19 protein-coding genes and 1 pseudogene are annotated in these 20,801 nt (G+C 72.7%); 10 read left to right on the top strand and 10 right to left on the bottom strand.

Annotated features, from left to right (window positions below):
* Nucleotides 1-159: 159 nt before the first annotated feature.
* Complete coding sequence (locus tag I2W78_RS07805) at nucleotides 160-1,230, top strand: iron-containing redox enzyme family protein (protein WP_196458145.1); 1,071 nt, start codon at nucleotides 160-162, stop codon at nucleotides 1,228-1,230.
* A 121-nt stretch (nucleotides 1,231-1,351) separates the two neighbouring features.
* Nucleotides 1,352-1,846 carry a hypothetical protein gene (locus tag I2W78_RS07800; protein ID WP_196458144.1) on the top strand — a complete coding sequence of 165 codons (495 nt, stop codon included), beginning with the start codon at nucleotides 1,352-1,354 and terminating at the stop codon, nucleotides 1,844-1,846.
* 100 nt (nucleotides 1,847-1,946) lie between these two features.
* Here I2W78_RS07800 and I2W78_RS07795 read toward each other — a convergent pair whose 3' ends face one another.
* Together I2W78_RS07795 and I2W78_RS07790 are read right to left on the bottom strand one after the other, a co-directional pair.
* Nucleotides 1,947-2,120: a hypothetical protein gene (locus tag I2W78_RS07795; protein WP_196458142.1), complete on the bottom strand. Its 174-nt coding sequence runs from the start codon at nucleotides 2,118-2,120 to the stop codon at nucleotides 1,947-1,949.
* Nucleotides 2,121-2,198: 78 nt separating this feature from the next.
* Nucleotides 2,199-3,194, bottom strand: coding sequence for a bifunctional lysylphosphatidylglycerol flippase/synthetase MprF (locus I2W78_RS07790; RefSeq protein ID WP_196458140.1), 996 nt, complete (start codon nucleotides 3,192-3,194; stop codon nucleotides 2,199-2,201).
* A 310-nt stretch (nucleotides 3,195-3,504) separates the two neighbouring features.
* Here I2W78_RS07790 and I2W78_RS07785 point away from each other — a divergent pair, with 310 nt between their 5' ends.
* From I2W78_RS07785 to I2W78_RS07765, 5 genes and pseudogenes are all read left to right on the top strand, one after another.
* Nucleotides 3,505-4,644 (top strand): acyl-CoA dehydrogenase family protein, encoded by a 1,140-nt coding sequence (locus I2W78_RS07785; RefSeq protein ID WP_196458138.1) that lies wholly within the window; start codon nucleotides 3,505-3,507, stop codon nucleotides 4,642-4,644.
* 36 nt (nucleotides 4,645-4,680) lie between these two features.
* Nucleotides 4,681-5,196, top strand: coding sequence for a hypothetical protein (locus tag I2W78_RS07780; protein ID WP_196458136.1), 516 nt, complete (start codon nucleotides 4,681-4,683; stop codon nucleotides 5,194-5,196).
* A gap of 158 nt (nucleotides 5,197-5,354) precedes the next feature.
* Nucleotides 5,355-6,386, top strand: coding sequence for a flavin reductase (locus I2W78_RS40315; protein WP_307783629.1), 1,032 nt, complete (start codon nucleotides 5,355-5,357; stop codon nucleotides 6,384-6,386).
* On the top strand, nucleotides 6,383-7,357 hold the full coding sequence (locus I2W78_RS07770) for a VlmB-like protein (RefSeq protein WP_196458134.1): 975 nt from the start codon (nucleotides 6,383-6,385) through the stop codon (nucleotides 7,355-7,357). Before I2W78_RS40315 ends, I2W78_RS07770 begins: the two co-directional genes overlap by 4 nt.
* Before the next feature lie 5 nt (nucleotides 7,358-7,362).
* Nucleotides 7,363-8,613, top strand: a pseudogene (locus I2W78_RS07765) (APC family permease); the annotation flags it as partial.
* Between the two features lie 162 nt (nucleotides 8,614-8,775).
* Here I2W78_RS07765 and I2W78_RS07760 read toward each other — a convergent pair.
* Entirely contained in the window at nucleotides 8,776-9,594 is an 819-nt protein-coding gene (locus I2W78_RS07760; RefSeq protein ID WP_196464463.1) for a rhomboid family intramembrane serine protease, read from the bottom strand.
* Nucleotides 9,595-9,716: 122 nt separating this feature from the next.
* Between I2W78_RS07760 and I2W78_RS07755 the strand changes: the two genes are divergently transcribed.
* Nucleotides 9,717-10,037: a hypothetical protein gene (locus tag I2W78_RS07755; protein ID WP_171116086.1), complete on the top strand. Its 321-nt coding sequence runs from the start codon at nucleotides 9,717-9,719 to the stop codon at nucleotides 10,035-10,037.
* A 65-nt stretch (nucleotides 10,038-10,102) separates the two neighbouring features.
* Here I2W78_RS07755 and I2W78_RS07750 read toward each other — a convergent pair whose 3' ends face one another.
* Together I2W78_RS07750 and I2W78_RS07745 are read right to left on the bottom strand one after the other, a co-directional pair.
* A complete protein-coding gene (locus I2W78_RS07750) occupies nucleotides 10,103-11,500 on the bottom strand; it encodes an FAD-dependent oxidoreductase (protein WP_196458132.1) in 1,398 nt (465 codons plus the stop codon).
* Between the two features lie 27 nt (nucleotides 11,501-11,527).
* Nucleotides 11,528-12,550 carry a DUF4349 domain-containing protein gene (locus I2W78_RS07745; RefSeq protein WP_196458115.1) on the bottom strand — a complete coding sequence of 341 codons (1,023 nt, stop codon included), beginning with the start codon at nucleotides 12,548-12,550 and terminating at the stop codon, nucleotides 11,528-11,530.
* Between the two features lie 159 nt (nucleotides 12,551-12,709).
* On the opposite strand from I2W78_RS07745, the gene hemG reads away from it, so the two are divergent.
* Complete coding sequence (hemG, locus tag I2W78_RS07740) at nucleotides 12,710-14,164, top strand: protoporphyrinogen oxidase (protein ID WP_196458113.1); 1,455 nt, start codon at nucleotides 12,710-12,712, stop codon at nucleotides 14,162-14,164.
* A 5-nt stretch (nucleotides 14,165-14,169) separates the two neighbouring features.
* Nucleotides 14,170-14,901 (top strand): hydrogen peroxide-dependent heme synthase, encoded by a 732-nt coding sequence (gene hemQ / locus I2W78_RS07735; protein ID WP_196458111.1) that lies wholly within the window; start codon nucleotides 14,170-14,172, stop codon nucleotides 14,899-14,901.
* Nucleotides 14,902-14,932: 31 nt separating this feature from the next.
* Here the strand turns inward: hemQ and I2W78_RS07730 are convergent, their stop codons facing one another.
* The 5 genes from I2W78_RS07730 to I2W78_RS07710 form a co-directional block, all read right to left on the bottom strand.
* Nucleotides 14,933-16,519: an alpha/beta hydrolase gene (locus tag I2W78_RS07730; protein ID WP_196458109.1), complete on the bottom strand. Its 1,587-nt coding sequence runs from the start codon at nucleotides 16,517-16,519 to the stop codon at nucleotides 14,933-14,935.
* 129 nt (nucleotides 16,520-16,648) lie between these two features.
* The gene (locus I2W78_RS07725) at nucleotides 16,649-17,425 is read right to left on the bottom strand and encodes a TIGR04222 domain-containing membrane protein (protein WP_196458107.1); all 777 of its coding nucleotides are present in this window, start codon (nucleotides 17,423-17,425) and stop codon (nucleotides 16,649-16,651) included.
* A 130-nt stretch (nucleotides 17,426-17,555) separates the two neighbouring features.
* Complete coding sequence (locus I2W78_RS07720) at nucleotides 17,556-18,872, bottom strand: DUF692 domain-containing protein (protein ID WP_196458105.1); 1,317 nt, start codon at nucleotides 18,870-18,872, stop codon at nucleotides 17,556-17,558.
* Between the two features lie 190 nt (nucleotides 18,873-19,062).
* On the bottom strand, nucleotides 19,063-19,776 hold the full coding sequence (locus I2W78_RS07715) for a peptidyl-tRNA hydrolase (protein WP_374222652.1): 714 nt from the start codon (nucleotides 19,774-19,776) through the stop codon (nucleotides 19,063-19,065).
* 127 nt (nucleotides 19,777-19,903) lie between these two features.
* Nucleotides 19,904-20,755 (bottom strand): polysaccharide deacetylase family protein, encoded by an 852-nt coding sequence (locus I2W78_RS07710; protein ID WP_196458103.1) that lies wholly within the window; start codon nucleotides 20,753-20,755, stop codon nucleotides 19,904-19,906.
* Between the last annotated feature and the right edge of the window lie 46 nt (nucleotides 20,756-20,801).

Here is a 20,801-nt window from a genome sequence, read left to right as displayed (position 1 = left end):
GTGACGGCCGGACGGAACAGGCCAGTTGGCCTACCGTTTCGCGCACCGCCTCCGATCCAGGTGCCCATGGATTCCCGTCGACGGTGCCGTATTCAATCCACGTCCCGGCGCGATGCGATCGAGCGTCGAATCCCGAGAGACCCAAAGATTGGAGTAGGCGTGCTCAGCAATGACACCGCCCTGGCGGCGACCGGCGCGTCAGGCCACGCGGAGATCGTGGACGAGGTCTCGTCCTGGCTGTCGGTCCCCGCCGAGGAGATCGACCGGACCCGCCGGAGCGAGCGCGAGCGCGTGGTCGCGGCCGTGACCGAGCTGAACGAGGCGGCCGCCAAGGGCTCCGCCGAGGCGCACCACGCACAGCAGCTGCTGCTGTCGCGCATCTACCAGACGATCATGCAGATTCCCGAGCGGCCCAGCGCCGAGGGATCCGTCGTGCTCCACGAGGTCACCCGGCTGCTGGAGACCGCGACGATCGCTGCTGAGGACGGCTGGATCGAACCGGGCACCCTGGAGGAGGCGCCCGACGACCCCAAGCAGTTCCTGTCCTGGCTCAAGGGGCTGGTGCGGTCCCACCGGGCCTACAAGCACCCCTACTACCTGGACTTCATCAACCGCGACGCCGACCGCGACGACCTGCGCACCTACGTCATCCAGGAGTCCCTCGTCGACGGCAGGTTCGACGACTTCCTCGCGATGATGCAGGTGGGTACGGTCGGGCCGAGCAAGATGGAGATCGCCGGCAACTACTGGGACGAGATGGGCAACGGCGAACCCGAGAACGTCCACACGCACCTCTTCAACAAGATCTACGAGGTGTTCGACATCGGCGAGGCCGAGCTGGAGAGCGCGATGACCGCGACCGACCTGCTCTCCGGGAACCTGGCCGTGCTGCTGTGCCGCTACCGGCACCTCTACCCCGAGGCCGTCGGATTCCTCGGCATGACCGAGTGGCTGGCACCCGACCGGTTCCGCAACGTGGTGCGGGCCTGGGAGCGGCTCGGCCTGCCCGAGGTCGGCATCACCTACCACCGGCTGCACATCACCATCGACTCCCAGCACGCCGCCGGCTGGTTCCACAACGTGGTCGTCCCGTCGGCCGGCTCGCCCTACATGCGGCGCGGCATAGCCCGCGGCGCCCTGTGGCGGGTCAACTCCTCCGCCCGGCACCTCGACGAGCGGCTCGCCCGGGTGGGGCGGTCCGCCGGGCCCGCGCACGCCGGCGCGAGCTGAGTCCGGGAGAGCGTGCCGTGCCCCGCCCCGCGGGGGCTACGTCCTCGCCGACCTCCCGCCCCTGCCGGCGGGCCTGCTGGACGGTTGCGGCAGCCCGGCGCCGGGGGCCCGGGGGCTCCGGATGCGGATGACCTGGACGGCCGACGACGACTGGTTCTTCGCGGTGGACCAGGCACGACCGGTGACCGTCGGACCCGACGGCCCCGGTCGGCCGTCGGCGTCCGACGTCGCCGGGCTGCTGCGCCGGCTGCTCGTGGGTCCGTGGATCGACGTGGACGCGGACTGGCGCATCGAGGCCCATCGACTGCAGACCGTGGTGCCCGTGGGCGAGCCCGTCCGGGCCCGGCTGCCCCGGTGGGACGACTGCGAGTTCCTGCTGCTGGCCGTGATACGCCAGGAGGGCGCGAGGGGTGGCGGCCCGCGCCTGGTCCCCGCCGGCGCCACCGACCCCTGCTGGACGGCGGACCTCCCGCCCGGCCGCGCCCTCCTGATCGACTGCCGAACTGTCAACCCCGACGTCCACCACCTCCACGCCACCGGCCCGGGACCGGGCGTACAGGATCTCCTGGTCGCCGTGCTGACCCGCGAGCGCGCCACGAGGGTGCCCGCGGCCTGAGAGAACCCGCGGGCACCGCAATGTGCGTCGGTGGTCCCTCACGCACGTCGACGGCCCGTCCCCATCGGACGGGCCGTCGGCGTTTCGAGATCCTCGGGCGCTACCCAGCCAGCTCTTCCTCCTCCGCGTCCCGCAACAGCACCTCCAGCTCGGCGAGCGCGGCGTCGGCCGCCTCGGCCGCGGCCAGGTCGTCGGGAGCCGCCGCGCACGCGGTGAACAGCTCGACGACCTTCCTGCCCTGGACCTCGATCTCCTCGGAGTTCTCCTCCGACACGGGATCACCTCGACTCTCTGAGTCCGTGAGTCTCTGACGTACTGCGACTTGCTGCGAAGACGGACGCATCCGACCCGTTCAGACGGCGTTGCAGGCGCGGAACACGTGCACCAGGGCCGGCAGGCTCGCGCGGCGCTGGAAGGCGATGTACTCGGGCAGGACGACGCTCGGCGCCCACTTCTCCTTGTAGTCGAGCTGCGTACGGGCGGGGTAGATGTGCGCCCCGTGCTCCCACAGGTGGCTCATGAACCAGTGGAACGCCTTGCTGTAACCCGGGAACTGAGGGGCGGTCAGTGACGTGAAAGGGGTGAACCCGAAGTGCAGCCAGCGCGTCCCCTCCGCGCGGAACACCTCGATCGCCGCCTTGTTCACCGCCTCCATCACTCCCGGCGGGGAGTCCGGCTGCCGCCGGCTGAGGTCGTGCATCCAGCCCGCCCGGGAGCCGTACACCGGCGCGTACGACACGTACCCGATCAGCCCCCCCTCGCGCTCGGCGACGAACAGCCGGCGCAGCGACTGGTACCGCCCCCCGGTCTGTCCCACCAGGAACTCCAGCGGCTTCACCCCGTCCCCCTTGGTCGTCAGCCAGGCCGCGTCCAGCGCGCACACGGCCTTCTCCCACTCCTCGAACGGCGCCTCACGGATCGTCAGGCCCGAACGCAGTGCCCGCGAGATCTTGTTGCGCAGCTGCATGAACCGGGTGCCCGCCAAGGTGAAGCCGTCCAGGTCCACGACGTACGAGGCGCCCATCTGGTTGACCGTGAACCCCTGCTCCACATAGATGTCGGCGTCCTTGCCCTGCAGTTGCACGGAGACGATCTCCCGCCCGCTGCGGGCGGCGAGCGCCACGAACGCGGCGAGCAGGCGTGCCCGGCTCTCCGCGGGTGCGAACGGCCCGCCGAACTGCACGAAGTAGCGGCCCACCTCCCGATAGACGATCACGCCGGGTGCATCCGGCAGCCGGAAATAGCTGTTGCCCTCGTTGAACGCGAAATACGCACTCGGATTGTCCGCGTCCGGATAACGCCGGATCGCGTCCAGCGCGATGTCCGTCTCCGGAATTGTCTCGGTCATGTGAGAGGTCCCGTCTCGCTAGCCGGCCAGGTTCGCCCATACCGGTTATCACATTCCCTGCTCCCGGCCACAAGACCGACCACCCCGCAGGTCAGTACCGGGTCAGTGAAATATCAGTACCGCCTGGGCGGATCTCCTGGTCAGGGCAGTGTCAGGGATGAGTCAGGCGGCGGGTGCAAGAATTCCTGCGAATGCGCGGGATGTCCCCGAGGATCCTTCTCCCGGCAGCCCCGCCCGGCATTCCCCAACGTTCTCGGTAAGCAATGTTCTCCGTAAGTAATGTTCTCGGTAAGCGAGGAGAATTCTCTTCATGCGTTCCCTCACCGTAGCGCGCGAGACCTGCGAACGATTTCACCCGGGGCTGCTCACGGCTCTCGAAGAGATCCCGCTCATGACCCGGGAGGCACCCGACAGCCCGGTCGTGGAGCTCTACCGCCGGCACGGCGGCCCCGGCCTCCTGGTCCCCGCCTCCTACGGCGGGAGGGCCGCCGGCCCACTGGACGCCGTACGGGTGCAGCGGGCCATCGCCTCCTGCTCACCGTCCCTCGGTGTCGCCACGACGATGCACCACTTCACCGTCGCCATGCTGTTCCGGCTGGCGGAGGCGGCCGAGCGGCTCACGCCGGCCCAGCTGAAGGTGCTCACCTCGGTGGCCGCCGACGGGCTGCTGCTCGCCTCCGGATGGGCGGAGGGCCGCACCGACCAGAACATCCTGGCCCCGGCCGTGGTGGCCGAGCGCAGCACCGCCGGCTACCGGGTCAACGGCTCCAAGAAGCCGTGCAGCCTCTCCCGTTCCATGGACGTGCTCACCGCCAGCGTCATGGTCAGGGACGCCGACGGCACGTCGGGCCTGGCCCTGATGCTCATCCCCGCCACGTCCCCCGGCATCGAGACACGGCCGTTCTGGGCCACGCCGATCCTGGCCGCGGCGCAGAGCGACGAGGTGCGCCTCACCGACGTCGAAGTGCCCGAGGACCTCGTCATCCGCAGCACTCCCGAGGCCCACGACCGGCTCGACGACCTGCAGACCGCCGGCTTCAGCTGGTTCGAACTCCTCGCCACCTCCGCGTACACCGGCGCCGCGTCCGCGCTCGTGGCGCAGGTGCTCGCCGCCGGCCGGGGCAGCGCGCACGACCGTGCCGCACTCGCCGTACGGATGGACGCGGCGGTCGGGCTGGTGGAGGGCACCGCGCGGGCCCTGGCGGACGGACTGGACGGCGACGCGGCCGTGGCGGCGGTGCTCACCGCGCGCTACGCGACCCAGGATCTCCTCACCGCCACCGTCGACCAGGCCGTGGAGATGCTCGGCGGCATGGCCTTCATCCGCTCCCCGGAGACGGCGCACCTGGCCTCGTCCGTCCGCGCGCTCGCCTTCCACCCGCCCTCGCGCACGAGCGTCGCGGCGGAGCTGGCCGAGTACTTCGCCGGCGGCCCGCTGCGCCTGTCCTGATCCCGCAGCACGCACTCCCGTCAAAGGGGCACCCTCATGGACATCAAGAATCCGGTCGAGTCACCCGTCACCTTCAATCTCCACCGGGCCGAGTACCTCATCGCGTTCGCCGTGACGATCGTGCTGATCCTCGTACATTTCCAGGACATTCGCTGGATCCCGGCGATCGCGCTCTTCCTCTACATCGACGTCATCGGCTACATCCCCGGCGCGATCGCCTACCGGCGCAGCCCGGACGGGCGGATCCACAAGGCCTACTACGTCCTCTACAACAGCATGCACAGTCTCATCAGCGTGGCCGCGGTCGGCGTCCTGTGGTGGTGGCTGGTCGGTGCCGAATGGGCGCTGCTCGCGCTGCCGTTCCACGTGTTCGGCGACCGAGGCGTCTTCGGTAACTTCCTCAAGCCGTTCGGGCTCCCCTTCGAACCGGTCTCCACGCCGCTCGTCGACCAGGTCACCGCGATGCTGCGCCGCCGGGGCGCCACCACCGGCCGCGTCCCGCTGCCGTTGAGCGAGGACAGCGGCGAACCCGTCGTCGGAGCAAGCCGTTGACCCGCCCCACCCCCCACCTGGCAACCCCCACGACCAAGAACCCGCCCCGCCCGACGGTGGGCGCCGAGGGTGCCGTGTCGGATGGGCTCCGTCCGGCGGTGGGTGCCGAGGGTGCCGTGTCGGACGGGCTCCGGTCGGCGGTGGGTGCCGAGGACGCTGTGTCGGATGGGCTCCGGTCGGCGGTGGGTGCCGAGGGTGCCGTGGCGGACGCGGCCCAGGTGCCGGACGGAGCCGACCGGGCCGGGGTCGGGGCGGGGGGTGCCTCGGGGGAGGGGGACCGGCTCGCGGGCAGTGCCGACCGCACCGCCGCCGACCCCGGGCGCCGGCTCGCGGGCGGTGCCGACCGCACCGCCGCCGACCCCGGGCGCCGGCTCGCGGGCGGTGCCGACCGCACCGCCGCGGACCCCGGGCGCCGGCTCGCGGGCGGTGCCGACCGCACCGCCGCCGACCCCGGGCGCCGGCTCGCGGGCGGTGCCGACCGCACCGCCGCGGACCCCGGGCGCCGGCTCGCGGGCGGTGCCGACCGCACCGCCGCCGACCCCGGGCGCCGGCTCGCCGGCGGTACCGACCGCACCCCCGCCGACCCCGGGCGCCGTCACTCCGCCCCGGCGTCGGACTCCCGCCGTGCCGGCCCCGTCGGGAACCCGCCCGTCGACGCCGCCCGCCGGGCGCTGCGCCAGGTCGCCTCCGGGGTCACCGTGCTGACCGTCAGCCGGGACGGCGTCCCGCACGGCACCACGGCGAGCGCCGTGGTCGCGGTCTCCCGCGATCCGCTCGTCATCGGCGTCTGCCTGCGCCCGCAGTCCTCGTTCGGCTCGATCGTCCGCCGGACCGGAACCTTCTCCGTCAACGTCCTCGGCTCCGGCCAGACGGCCGTGGCCCGTCACTTCGCCGACCCGCAACGCCCGCTCGGCCGCGCCCAGTTCGAGCAGCTGGACTGGTCCACCGACGCGTCCAGCGGCGCCCCCCTGCTCTCCGGCAGCCTCGCCCACCTCTCCTGCCGGGTGCTGCACCGCCACCGGGTCGGCGACCACGACCTGCTGCTCGCCGAGGTGACCGGCGGCTCCCACGCCACCGGCTCTCCCATGCTCAGCTTCGCCGGCCGGCTGCACGACGCGGAGGTCACCCCGTCACCGTCCGTGCCCGCCCCCGCTCCGTCCACCACCCCTTCCCGCAGTGAGGTGTCATGACTGTCGAGATACCCGTCGAGGCCGACTGGGACCGCGCTCCGAACCTGCTCGACGGCGCGCAGGAGATGACCCTGACCGCCGAAGAGTGCGACCTCGCCTACTGGCTGTCGGCGGTGGCCCAGGGCACCCTGCGCGGCCGCGCCCGCCGCGGGCACGCCACCACCACCCCCGACCACATGCGCGAGCCCGGCCCGCTGCGCGACGCGCTCGTCCTGGAACTCGGCAACCGCTCGCTCGCCGAGTCCCGCGCCGTGAGCGTCCTGTCCAATTACGTCATCGGCGCCCCCGGCGTCGTCGAGCAGGAGTTCTTCGTCACCCAGGTGGTGGACGAGGCCCGCCACGCCCTGATCTTCCGCGACCACCTGACAGACCTGGGCGTCCCCGCCGAGGGCCTGCTCGACTTCATCGCCGAACAGGGCACCGACTACACCCGACGCGTGCTCAACCCCATCGCCGAGTTCGCCACCTCCGTCGTGCGTGACGAGGGCGACTTCATCGGCGCGGTCGCCGTGTTCACCATCGTGATCGAGGGCGTGCTCGCGCCGGCCGCCGAACTGAGCGAGCGCAAGTGGACCCTGCTCGACCCGGCCGCCGCCGAGATCGCCCGCGGCGCGTCGATCGACGAGATCCGTCACCTCACCGTCGGCAGCTCCATCGTCCGTGAGCACCTGGCGCGCTGCCCCGAGTACCGGCCGCGCCTGATCGAACTCATCCGCCGCGGCCGCGCGCTCTGGGACGAGCTGCCCGCGGAGGAGTTCGTCCTGGAACGCGAGGAACTGTTCCAGCAGGGCATGGGCGCCCACGCCGAACTGCTGCGCGACTACGAGGTCTTCCCCGGCTGCAGGCTTCTGGAGACCACCCCGAAGCAGCGCTACGACCTCGCCGAGCGCTGGACCGACGACATGGCCGAGGTACGGCTGCCGTACATGGGCATCCCGGAAGCCGTCGAGCTGATCCGCACCACGCGGTGACCCGGATGGCCGCGCACGGGACGACGCCGCTGCGGGGCTCCCTGACGACGCCGAAGATCGTGTTCCTGGTGGCCGCGGCGGCGGCCCCCATGTCCGGCGTCGTCGGGTCCGTCCCCCTCGCCTACGCCATCGGCAACGGGGCCGGCGTGCCGGCGGCCTTCGTACTGGCCGGACTCACCCTGCTCTGTTTCTCGGTCGGTTACGCCGCCCTGAGCCGCAGGGTGGTGAACACGGGCGGCTTCTACGCCTACATCGAACGCGGACTGGGACGGCACCTCGCCGTGGCGGGCGGGCTGGTGGCGGTGCTGTCCTACAGCGCCGCCGTGGCCGGCGTCGCCGGCGCCCTCGGCTACTTCGCCGAACTGGCCGCCGCCTCCCACGGCTGGCATGTGCCGTGGACGGTGTGGACCTCGGCGGGCATCGCGCTGGCCGGCCTCATGGGGTACCGGCACATCGACCTCAGCGCCCGGCTGCTCGCCGTCCTGATGATCGCCGAGGTCGCCGTCCTGCTCGTGCTCGGCGTCGCCGTCGTCGCCGACCACGGCACCGCCGCCTTCCCGGCCACGTCCTTCGCCCCGCACACCGTGGTCGCCCCGGGACTCGGCGTGGCGTTGATGTTCGCCCTCATCTCGTACGTCGGGTTCGAGGCCGCGGCGCTGTACGGCGAGGAGAGCCGTACGCCCCGGCGCAGCGTGCCCGTGGCGACGTACTCCTCGGTCGTCCTCATCACCGTCTTCTTCGCCCTGATGAGCTGGGTGGGGGTGGGCGCGGTCGGTGCGGACGGCCTCAGCGGGGCGGCCGGGACCCAGCTCGGCGACCTCTTCTTCAACCTCGCCGGCCACTACCTCGGCGGTGGGATCACCACCGTCATGCAGATCCTGCTGTGCACGAGCCTGTTCGGCGCCCTGCTGGGCCTGCACACCGCGGCCAACCGCTACCTGTTCGCCCTCGGCCGTGAGCGGATCCTGCCGGGCGCGCTGGCCCGGACCCACCCGCGGCACGCCTCCCCGCACCTCGCGAGCCTGGCCCAGATCACGGTGACGGCCCTGGTCTGCGCGGCCTTCGCGCTCGCCGGCGCCCACCCCTACACCAACCTCGCCACCACCATGCTCGGCTTCGGAACGGTGGGGATCGTCGCGCTCCAGGTCGCGGTGAGCCTCTCCGTGATCGCCTACTTCCGCCACGACCCCGAGCGCCACTGGTGGCGGACCGTCGTCGCCCCGCTCCTGGCCACCGCCGGTCTGACCGGCACGCTGGTGCTTCTGCTGTCGAAGTTCTCCCTGGTCACGGGCTCCACCTCCGCAGTCGTCAACAACCTGCCCTGGCTCCTGCCGGTCACCGCGGCGGCCGGCCTCGCCCACGCCCACCGCCTCCGCACCCATGACCCGGGACCACCACCATCGTCCGGGCCCTTCTCCTCACCAACCCGGTCGCGCGCGCCTGCCGAACAGCAGCCCGCGCGGTTCCGGCGGCGGGGGCGTGCCCGGCTTCAGGGGCCAGGCGAGCAGCATGCCGACCAGGAAGCCGACGATGTGCGCCGCGTACGCCACGGTGCCCGCGTCGGAGACGCCCTCGCCGGCGGAGTACACCGCCTGGAGCCCGAACCAGCCGCCCAGCACCAGCCAGGCCGGCAACCTCAGCGGCAGGAAGATCAGGAACGGGACCAGCACCCACACCCTGGCCTTCGGGTACAGCACCAGATAGGCGCCCAGTACACCGGCGATCGCCCCCGAGGCGCCGATCAACGGCTCGCCGGACTCGGAGTTCAGGAGCGCGAAGCCGTACGACGCCGCATAGCCGCAGACGCCGTAGAACAGCGCGAAGCGCACATGCCCCATGCGGTCCTCGATGTTGTTGCCGAAGATCAGCAGGAAGAGCATGTTGCCCAGCAGATGCAGCCAGCTGCCGTGCAGGAACATCGCCGTGAGCACGCTCAGTTCGGGCGACTTGTCGTACGTCGGCGGGCCCACCACGCAGCCCGGGCCCTGCGGGCCGACCGCGATGTCGCCCGTGGGCACCAGGCGTGGCAACTGATGGTGAATCAGTTCCTGGGGCACCACCGCGTACCGGTCCAGGAACGCCTGGAGATGGCACAGTTGCGCCAGACTGCTGTCACCCGCCACCGAACCCGCGAGGCCGGGCATGAACAGGAACACGACGACGTTCGTCGCGATCAGCGCGTACGTCACCCAGGGCGTGCGGCGCGCGGGGTTCACGTCATGGACGGGGATCACCACAAGGAAGTAGTGCCCTCGATGCGCCCGCCGAACCGGTGAACGCGGCCGCCCGGGTGTGCGTATGTCTCCTCGACCGGCCGCGGCACGGCGAGGCGCGTCGCGGGACGAGGTGAGGACAGGCGATGAACGACCGAGTTACTCCTCCGATGCAAGCCACCCCCGACGGCGAGGCGCAGCTCGCGCTGGTGGTCCACCTCCCCTGGGAGGACGTCGCCCGACTCGGCCAGGAGGCCGGCCGTATGGCGGCGCAGTTGCAGCGACCGGTGACGCTGGACGAGGCGGTGAGCCACCGGTTGCGGTCCGTTTCCCCGGGGGCGCACGCGAAACCGGCGGGGGCGCAGCCGAGTGCCATGCCGGCGGCTGCGTCGGTGTCGTCGTTGCCGTCCAGGCCGCCGTCCGAGCAGGCGCGGCAGGCGATCGACCGGATCAACGGGACGGCGTAGAGGGTGTGCGGGTGGTTTGCCGGGTGCGGGTTGTCTGTGGCTGGTCGCGCAGTTCCCCGCGCCCCTCAGGTTCGCTGCCCTACCGCCTTTGATGCCTTGCGGGCCGCGACCAGCACCGGATCCCACACCGGCGAGAACGGCGGCGCGTACCCCAGGTCCAGTGCCGTCATCTGCTCCACCGTCATCCCGGCCGTGAGCGCCACCGCCGCGACGTCCACCCGCTTGCCCGCCCCCTCCCGGCCGACGATCTGCACGCCGAGCAGCCGCCCCGTGCGGCGTTCGGCGAGCATCTTCACGGTCATCGGGGACGCGCCGGGGTAGTACCCGGCCCGGCTGGTGGACTCGATGGTGACCGCCTCGAACCGCAGCCCCGCCCGCCGCGCGTCCTTCTCCCGCAACCCGGTCCGCGCGATCTCCAGGTCGCACACCTTGCTCACCGCGGTCCCGACAACCCCGGGAAACGTCGCATATCCGCCGCCGGCGTTCATGCCGATGACCTGTCCGTGCTTGTTGGCGTGCGTGCCGAGGGCGATGTGCCGCTCCCGCCCGGCGACCAGGTCGAGAACCTCCACGCAGTCACCGCCGGCCCAGATGTTCTCGTGACCGCGCACCCGCATCGCCAGATCGGTGAGCAGCCCGCCGTGCTCCCCGAGAGGCAGCCCCGCCGCCTCGGCGAGCGTCGTCTCGGGGCGTACGCCGATGCCGAGCACCACCACGTCCGCCGGGTACTCGGCGTCCTCCGTGGCCACCGCCCGCACCCACCCGTCGTCCCCGGTGAGGATCTTGGTGACCTCGGCGTCGTTGACCATGGCGATGCCCATGCCCTCCATGGCCCGGTGCACCAGCCGCCCCATGTCCGCGTCGAGCGTGGACATCGGCTCCGCGCCCCGGTTGACGACCGTCACCTCGTAGCCGCGGTTGATCAGCGCCTCGGCCATCTCGACACCGATGTACCCGGCCCCGACGACCACCGCACGCCGCCCACGCGCGCGTGTGAGGGTGTCCAGCAGCTCCTGGCCGTCGTCCAGGGTCTGCACCCCGTGCACGCCGGGGGCGTCGACGCCGGGCATGTCGGGGCGGATCGGCCGGGCGCCGGTGGCGATCACGAGTTTGTCGTACGACGTCCAGGACTCGGCCCCCGAATCGACGTCACGCGCGCGTACCCGCCCCGCGTCGACGTCGATCTCCACGACCTCCGTGCGCAGCCGCAGGTCGATGCCCCGCGCGCGGTGCTCCTCGGGCGTGCGCGCGATCAGCTCGTCGCGGTCGGAGACCTGGCCGCCCACCCAGTACGGGATGCCGCACGCCGAGTAGGAGGTGAAGTGGCCGCGCTCGAAAGCCACGATCTCCAGCTCGTCCGGGCCCTTCAGCCTGCGGGCCTGGGACGCCGCGGACATGCCCGCGGCGTCGCCGCCGACCACGACCAGTCGCTCTCTGGTACCGCTCGCGCCGCTCATGTTCATGCGAACACGCTACGGCCGCCGGGCATTTCAGTCCTGCTCGCCCCGCTCCTCCGCCCGCGCGGAGCCGGTCGTCGGCTCCGGAGCCTGCCGTGCCGTCGGCAGCGGCCCCAGCGCGGTCGTCGCGGACGCCGTGGCCGTGCGGCGCGTCCTGCGGGGCCGTACGAGACGCAGCCAGACCAGGACGACAAGCGCCGCCAGGGCCGCGAACGGCAGCACCGCGCCCAGGGCCACGACGATCCAGCGCAGCATCGTCACGAACGCGCCCCAGCCGCCCGCCAGCGCGTCCGTGAACCCGGGGTCCTCGTCCTCCTTCGCGGCCTTCTTCACCGGCGTCTCGGACAGCGACAGGGTGATGGTGGCCAGGCTCGTGCGGTCCTTCAGGGACGCCTGCTGGGCGAGCAGCGCCTCCAGGTCGGCCTGGCGGCTGCTCAGCTCGCCCTCCAGCTCCACCACGTCGCTCAGCCGGGTCGCCTGGTCCATCAGCTCGCGGATCCTGGCGACGCTGGCGCGCTGGGTCTTGATACGGCTCTCCACGTCGACGACCTGGTCGGTGACGTCCGTCGCCTTCGCGGCGCGGTCGAGGAGCTTGCCCGCGCCCTCCAGATCGGTGAGGACGTCCTCGTACTTGTCGACGGGCACCCGCAGGACGACCCGGGTGCGCTCGTTGCCGCGCTCGTCCCGGGTGGTGGTCTCGCTGCCCACGAAGCCGCCCGCGGTCTCGGCGGTCGTACGGGCCTCGTCCAGGGCCTTGGGCACGTCCTTGACCTGCACGGTCAGGGAAGCGGTGCGGATGATGTGGCTCGCGGGCGGCCGGGGCGCGTCCGGGGCCCTGTCGGCGCCGGACTGGCTGCCGCTGTCGAAGGCGCCCTCCTTGGCGCCGGGTGCCACGGCCCGGTCCTGGGCGGCGCCCGCGTCACCCCCGGCGGCGGAGGAGGTGGTGTCGTCCGCGCCGCTGCATCCCGTCAGTGCGAGAGCGGCGGCGAGCAGGATCCCCGCCAGGGCCCGGACCGGGCGTGGCGCGGAGTGTCGTGCGGAACGTGATGCGCGCATGTGGGCGTACCCCCGAGGGTCGTGACAACTGACGCTCCTTCGACGCCGGGGCGGGCCGGGACGTTGGACCCGTGCGGTCCCGATGCGGTCACGGTCGGGACTCGGCGCGGCCACGGGGCGGCAGGGGTGACTGTCAGTGGTGTCTGAGAAGGTGGATCCATGAACGCAGCACGCACGGACGCCGGGCAGGTCGTCGTCATCGGAGCCGGAATCGCCGGCCTGGCCGCCGCTCACCGGCTGCTGGGGCGCGGGGCGCGGGTGACCGTGCTGGAGGCCTCCGACCGGATCGGCGGCAAGCTGCTGCCCGGCGAGATCGCGGGCGTGCGCGTGGACCTGGGCGCGGAGTCGATGCTGGCCCGCCGGCCCGAGGCGGTCACCCTCGCGCGCGAGGTGGGCCTCGAGGACCGGCTCCAGCCACCGGCCACCGCGACCGCCGCCCTGTGGACCCGCGGCGCCCTGCGCCCGATGCCCAAGGGCCACGTCATGGGCGTGCCGGGCACGGCGGTGGCGCTCGCCGGCGTGCTGTCCGAGGAGGGCCTGGCGCGCATCGAGCGCGACGCCGACCTGCCTCGCACGGAGGTCGGCGACGACGTGGCGGTGGGCGGGTTCGTCGCGGCGCGCCTCGGCCGCGAGGTCGTCGACCGGCTGGTGGAGCCGCTGCTGGGCGGTGTCTACGCGGGCGACGCGTACCGCATCTCGATGCGCTCGGCCGTCCCCCAGCTGTTCCAGGCCGCGCAGGAGCACGACTCGCTCACCGAGGCGGTCCGGGAGATCCAGGCCAAGGCGGCGGCCGCCCCCCAGACCGGTCCGGTGTTCATGGGCATCGAGGGCGGAGTGGGCAGCCTGCCGGTCGCCGTCGCCGAGTCGGTGCGGGCACGCGGCGGCGAGATCGTGACCGGAGCCCGCGTGACGGAGCTGCGCCGGGCGGGCCGTACGGGCTGGCGGGTCGTGGCCGGCGACCGGGTCCTGCACGCCGACGCGGTGATCGTCGCCGCGCCCGCGCCGGCCGCCGCCGAGCTGCTGCGCGCGGAGGCCCCGGCGGCCGCGACCGAGCTGGCCGCCGTGGAGTACGCGTCGATGGCGCTGGTCACCCTCGCCTACCGCAGGTCCGAGGCGCGGCTGCCCGAGGGCAGCGGCTTCCTGGTGCCGCCGGTCGACGGGCGGACCATCAAGGCATCCACGTTCGCCTCCCAGAAGTGGGGCTGGATCGCCGACGACGACCCGGACCTGATCGTGCTGCGCACCTCCGTCGGGCGGTACGGCGAGACGGAGATCCTCCGCCGTGACGACGCCGACCTGGTGGCCGTCTCCCGACGCGACCTCGAAGCGGCCACAGGCCTGGACGCCACGCCCGTCGCCACCCGCGTCACGCGCTGGGACGCGGGCCTGCCCCAGTACCCCGTCGGCCACCACGCGCGCGTGGCCCGCATCCGCGAGCACGTCGCCAAGCTCCCGGGCCTCGCCGTGTGCGGCGCGGTGTACGACGGGGTGGGCATCCCGGCGTGCGTCGCCGGCGCGTACGCGGCGGTCGACCGGATCCACGGCGATCTCGCGGCTGTGCAGGAGCTCACCGCCCACCCGGTGCAGAGCCTGCACGGCGGAGCGGGAGAATAAGGGACATGAGTGACGACGCCTCCACCCCCGCCCCCGACCGGATCCCGAACAAGGGCAAGCTGGCCAAGGACCTCAACGAGGTCATCCGCTACACCCTGTGGTCCGTGTTCAAGCTGAAGGACGTGCTGCCCGAGGACCGCGCGGGCTACGCCGAAGAGGTCCAGGAGCTGTTCGACCAGCTCGCCGCCAAGGACGTCACCGTCCGCGGCACCTACGACCTCTCCGGGCTGCGCGCCGACGCCGACCTGATGATCTGGTGGCACGCCGAGACCAGCGACCAGCTGCAGGAGGCGTACAACCTCTTCCGCCGCACCAGGCTGGGCCGCGCCCTGGAGCCGGTGTGGTCGAACATGGCGCTGCACCGCCCCGCCGAGTTCAACCGCAGCCACATCCCGGCGTTCCTCGCCGACGAGACGCCCCGCGCCTACGTCAGCGTCTACCCGTTCGTGCGCTCCTACGACTGGTACCTGCTGCCGGAGGAGGACCGCCGCCGGATGCTCGCCGACCACGGCAAGATGGCCCGCGGCTACCCGGACGTGCGCGCCAACACGGTCGCCTCCTTCTCCCTCGGCGACTACGAGTGGCTCCTCGCCTTCGAGGCCGACGAGCTGTACCGCATCGTCGACCTCATGCGTCACCTGCGTGGCTCGGAGGCCCGGCTGCACGTCCGCGAGGAGGTGCCGTTCTTCACCGGCCGCCGCAAGTCCGTCGCCGACCTGGTCGCCGGGCTGGCCTGACGCCTCCGTCGCGGCGGAGCCGCGGCCGGCGTCACCCGGCAACCGACGGCTCGGGCTCCGGGCGCGGTCCGCAGGACGCCCGGCGCTCCGGGAGGCGGCCCTGCAGCAGGTAGGCGTCCAGGTGGGCGTTGACGCACGGGTTGGGGCCGCCCGCCATGCCGTGCGTTCCGGAGTCCCGCTCGGTGACCAGGACCGAGCCGGACAGCCGGCGGTGGAGTTCGAGGGCGCCGTCGTAGGGGGCGGCGGCGTCCCGCTCGGCGGCCAGGATCAGCGTCGGCGGCAGCTCGCCCGGCCCGGTCCGCACATCGAGCGGCCGCTGACGCGGGGCCTGCCAGTACGCGCACGGCAGGTTCAGCCACACGTTGTGCCACGTCTCGAACGGCGCCACGCGCGCGAGCCGCGTGTTGTCCCGGTTCCACACCTTCCACTGCGTCGGCCAGGGCCCGTCGTTGCACTCGACGGCCGTGTAGACGGCGCGGGAGTTCTCCGCCTCCGCCGCCGCCTCCTCGCGCGGCGCCGCCAGGTCGATCAGCGGCTGCGGGTCACCCTTCAGATACGCCGACAGCGCCTCGGCCCGCAGCGGCCAGTGGTCGTCGTAGTAACCGGCCTCCAGGAACGCGCTCTGCAACTGCCCCGGCCCGACCTTCCCGCCCGCCGGGTTCCGGGCGAGCCGCGCCCGCGCGGTGTCGTAGCCGCGCTGCACCTCCCGGGGTGTGGCGCCCAGCCCGTACACGCCGTGGTGCCTGGCGATCCACTCCTTCATGTCCGCCCAGCGCCCCTCGAACGCGGCCGACTGGTCGAGGTTGTTGCGGTACCAGATCTGCGCCGGGTCGGGGTTCACCGCCGCGTCGAACACCATCCGCCGTACGTGCGAGGGGAACAGGGTCGCGTACAGCGCCCCGAAGTAGCTGCCGTACGACGAGCCCACGAACGTCAGTTTCTCCTCGCCCAGCGCGGCGCGCAGCACGTCCAGGTCGCGGGCGTTGTTCAGGGAGTGGTAGTGCCTCAGCGCGCTGCCCGACCGCTGCGCGCACCCGCGCGCGTAGGCCTTCGCCTGCGCGATGCGCTCCTTCTTGAACGACTCCGAGGGGTAAGTCGGCGCGGCCGTGGGGCCCTTGACGTGCTCCTTGAGGTCCTGGCAGGACAGCGGCGCGGAGCGGCCGACCCCGCGCGGGTCGTAGCCGACCAGGTCGTACGCGGCGGTCAGGCGCTTCCACTCGGGGAGCACGTCGACCAGCGGGAAGAGCAGGCCGGAGGAGCCGGGACCGCCCGGGTTGTAGACCAGGGCGCCCTGACGGGGCACCCTGCGCTTGCTGTTGTGCGGATCCCGATGGGTGGCCCGCACCCGGCTGACGGCGAGCCGGATCTGCTTGCCGTCGGGCCGCGCGTAGTCGAGCGGGACGGTGACCGTGCCGCACTCCATGTCCTTCAGCAGGCCCTGCGGGTCGGCGCACCGACCGAAGTCGATCCCGGCCGTCGCGGCACGCGCGGCGGCCACGGCGGTGCCGCGCAGCTCGGCCGCCGCGTCCGGGCCGGCCGGTGCGCTGCCGGCCGGGGTGGCGGCGAGGGTGGTGAGGAGCAGGGAACCGGCGGCCGTGTAGAGGGCGGCAGCTCTCATCGCGTATCCCTTCGGTGCGCGGCAGCGACAGAAGGGATGTTTCGTACGATTGTTGGCAAAGGCAAGCACAGGCGGCCGGTGTCGGCCCCAATGCGCCCATACGCCCTTCGGGAACCCCCGGAGTCCGCGTCAGCCGCGCCGGTACGGGCCGCGATGCGCGAAGGCCGCCCGCAGGTCCGGCTCACCGACCGCGCGGATGCCGCGTACGGCGACCGAGGTGAGGTAGGCGCGCTCGTCCCCGGCGTCGGCCGGGTGCCGGGCCAGCGCACCCAGCAGCCGCTGACCGGCCGGTGAGGCCCAGCGCGAGTACGGGTGGGCCTCGATCCGGGCCAGGGCGAGGCAGCTCAGGCAGAGGACCAGCGGCAGGGCGAACCAGAGGGCGATCAGATGCCGCGGCACCTCGTCCTGAGCCGGCATCAGCAGCGCGGCCACCCCGAGCGCCGACACGGTCAGCGCGGCGAGCCGCACCCGGCGCACCCCGGCCCCGACGGTGGTCCCCGCCCCGGCCGGCACGGCGAGACCGGCCCTGACGAGCCGGTCGGCGAGGCCGTGCATCGCGTCGGTGGCGGCGGCCGCGGCCCGTACCGGAGCGATGGGCGACTGCCCCTCCGGCCCGATCACCCCTATCACCGACCGCTCGATGTCGTCGCGCCCACGCGGGTCCACGACCGTCGCCCAGCCCGTGTGCGCGAGGAGCAGCCGCCGCTGGCGCGCCATCGACACCAGCGTCAGATCGGCGACCCGCGCCGGACCGCCCGACAGGAACGCCGCCTCGTACAGCGTCAGATCGTGTGTCCCGCCCGCTTCCGTGTCGACGCCCGCGGCCCGTACGGCGGCCAGGCACAGCCGGGTGCAGGCCAGGCCGGCCACGGCCCAGGCCAACAACAGAAGGAGGACCCAGAACATGCCGCGTTTCTATGCCAACCGACTGGGAAACTCCATGCCTTGTTCACATTTCGGGACCGAGCGTTGTCGGTATGTGACGTTCCGTTTAATCTGCGGGGCCCTGCAAGGGAACCGGGATGGTGCGATCCGCTCAGCGGCGCAGCAGCACCCGGCGGGCCCGCGCCATCCGCGAGCGCGGACGCGGCGCAGAACCGGACCGCTCCAGCCACCACTCCCGCAACTCCCGCCGCGCCCGCGCCTCCTGCGGCCGGCCGGCCAGCAGCAACCGCTCGGCGAAGTCCAGCGCGTCCCGCCGGTAGCCCCCGGTCATCGGTTGCCGCTGGGCGTATGCGAGGAAGGCGGGCCGGTAGGCGGCCCCCAGTATCTCGGGCAGCTCCGGCGCGACCTTCGCCACCACATCCGCCCGCTTCCCGGACAGCGCCCGCGCCTGCACCCCGAGCCGCACCCGGTCGAACCCTTCGGGCACGGGGGTACCGGCCACCAGCGCGGAGAGCAGCGCGGCCTGGGCGAGGGCGAGGCGCTGACGGGCGGGTTCCCCGGTGGAGTCCGCGGCACCGCGCGCGGCCGCGCGAGCCGTGGCGGCCGACTCCACGGAAGCCGCCGGTATCGCCGTCCGGGCCCGGCCTCCCTCCTCCAGCGCCGCCCGAATCTCCGCCAACTCCCGCTTCAGCTCGGCCGGTTCCGGGAAGTTCTCGTCCCGTTCCAGCAGGACGCCGGGCGGGCAGACGCGGGAGGCGAGGTCGGTCAGGATGTCGAGGACCGGCCGGGGGACCGGGTGGGCGTGGCTGTCGTGCCAGACGCCGTCGCGTTCGAAGCCGCCCGCGACATGGACGTACGCGATGGCCTCAAGTGGCAGCTCGGCGAGCGCCTTGGCCGGGTCCTCGCCCCGGTTGACGTGGTTGGTGTGCAGGTTCGCCACGTCGATCAGGAGCCGTACGCCGGTCCGGTCGGCCAGCTCGTACAGGAACTGCCCCTCGGTCATCTCCTCGCCCGGCCAGGAGATGAGCGCGGCGATGTTCTCCACGGCGAGCGGCACCGGCAGCGCCGCCTGCGCGATGCGGACGTTCTCGCACAGCACGTCGAGGGCGTCCCGCGTGCGCGGCACGGGCAGCAGGTGTCCGGCCTCCAGGCGCGGGGACGCGGTGAGCGGGCCGCCCGCCCGGACGAACGCGATGTGCTCGGTGACCAGCGGCGAGCCGAGCGCCTCCGCCCGTTCGGCGAGGGCCGTGAGACGCGCCGGGTCGGGCCGGTCGGCGCCACCGAGGCCGAGGGAGACGCCGTGCGGGACGACGGTCACCCCGCGCTCGCGCAGCCGCAGCAGCGAGTCGGGAAGGTGGCCGGGGCAGACGTTCTCGGCGACGACCTCGACCCAGTCGATGCCCGGCATACCCTCCACGGCGTCCGCGATCTCCGGCCGCCACCCGATTCCGGTTCCCAGTCGCTCCATGACCCCCTCCTTCACCGCTGTCATGCACCTGGATCCGCTGTGTCGTCTCCTTCGACGGACCGCTGTTTCCGGCGTGAGGGGGGTATGGCCCCGCCACCGGGGCCCGAACCCTGCCGCGTGTGCCTTCAGAGGAACATTTGAGGTTGCGACGGGCCGCCGCCTGGAGGTACGCGGCACACGCCCCGGTTGTTCAAACACCCCCGCGCAGCGCCGGATGATCGGCGACGACGGTGCAGCTACCGGCGGGGATCTCGGTGAATCCGGCATCGCGCACCAACGGCAACCCGGACGTGGTGAGTCGACGCCAGCGAGTCGGCTCCGCGGTCCGGACCGCGAGGGGGAACCCCGCGTCGCGCCAGACGGCGCGCTCCTCCTCCGACAGTTCCCACCAGGCGAGTTGGGCGCCGTGCCCGGCCTGGGCCATCGCCTTGCCGGCCGACATCTCGACCTGCGGATTCAGCCACAGCACCGGCGCACCCGGGTCCGCCTCGACCGGCGGCTCCGGATCGTCGAGATCGGTGCCGGAGACCTGAAGCCGCGCCAGCTCCTTGGGCCACCCGTCCAGGGGAACCGGCGGAAACACCCTCACCTCCGCCGACTTCCCCGTCACCGTGATCCCGGGCAACGCCTCGGCCCGCCGCCACTCGGCCCCCCGGGCCCGCCGCACCACCTTCCGAATCCGCGCGTCCTGCCAGTCCCGCACGGCCTGCGCCCACTCCCCGTCACCCACCGACCGCTCATCACCGAGCATGACGAGCACGGCACGGGCGGCGGTCTCCAGGGCATCGGTCCGCGCGGGAGGCGCCCCCTTTTCGATCCGCACGACAAGAGGCAACACAAACTGCGGCGCGGCATCACGAGCGTTGGTTTCGGGATGGTGATCAACAGGCGGTTCACTATTCACGCCGTCCAGTGTGCCAACCCCAGGGGCGCGGGGCTGTGTCGATATGCGGCTCCGCCGCGTGGGCGCGCCCAGCCCCCCACCACCCGCACCCCGAACTCAAACGGCACTACCCCGAAACAAGCCGTCCTCACGAAACCCCGCCGGAGGCCACCGCCCCGATCAGCTCGGACACCTTCACAAACCGATACCCCTGCCGCCGCAGCTCCGGCACGATCGCCCGAACCGCCCGCTCGGTCGTCGGCGCCGCGCTGCGCGTGCAGTGCAGCACGACGACCGACCCCGGCCGCACCCCCTCAAGCACCTGCCGGGCCACCGCGTCCGCATCCGTCGCGAACGCGTCCCCGCCCACCACGTCCCACTGCACCGCCGTCACACCGGTGGCACTCAGCGCCCGCAGCGCCCGCTGGTCGTAGCAGCCGCCGGGGAACCGGAAGTACGGCTTCACGTCCGGCACGCCCGCCCGGCGGAACGCCGTGTACGCCCGCTCCACGTCGGCCCGCATCCGGTCCTCGTCGATGGTCGGCAGCCCGTAGCAGTCGCCGGTGAAGGCGTAGTGGCTGTAGGAGTGGTTGGCGACCTCGAAGAGCGGGTCCCGGCCGATGCTTCGGGCCTGGATCGGGTACTCCTCCGCCCAGCGGCCGGTCATGAACACGGTCGCCGGCACCTTCAGTGCCCGCAGCGTCGCGATCAGCTGCGGATTGTCGAAGCGTTCGCCCTTGGCTGCCCGGCGTCCCTGATCGGCGGTCATGTCGGCGTCGAAGGTGAGGGCGACGATCTTGCCGTTGGCCCGTGGGCCGTTGGTGAACACCGGCGTGAGGCCCGCGGGGCCGGGGGCGAGCGTGGGAGGCGCCGAGGGGGAGGGAGTGGGCGTCGAGGGGACCACCACCCGGCTGCCCTGCGGCGCCTCCGCGGTGCCGCAGGCAGCCAGGCCGGCCCCCAGTACGCAGACGGTGATGACTCTTCGTGCGTAAGGGATCACCGTATGAAAATATGACAAACGGGGCGGAGCGAGTGTCGACGCGACG

The sequence above is a fragment of the Streptomyces spinoverrucosus genome, assembly GCF_015712165.1.
Lineage (GTDB): Bacteria > Actinomycetota > Actinomycetes > Streptomycetales > Streptomycetaceae > Streptomyces > Streptomyces spinoverrucosus_A.
The sequence above is the reverse complement of the archived record's forward strand: the minus strand, read 5'-3'. Positions and strand labels throughout refer to the sequence as shown.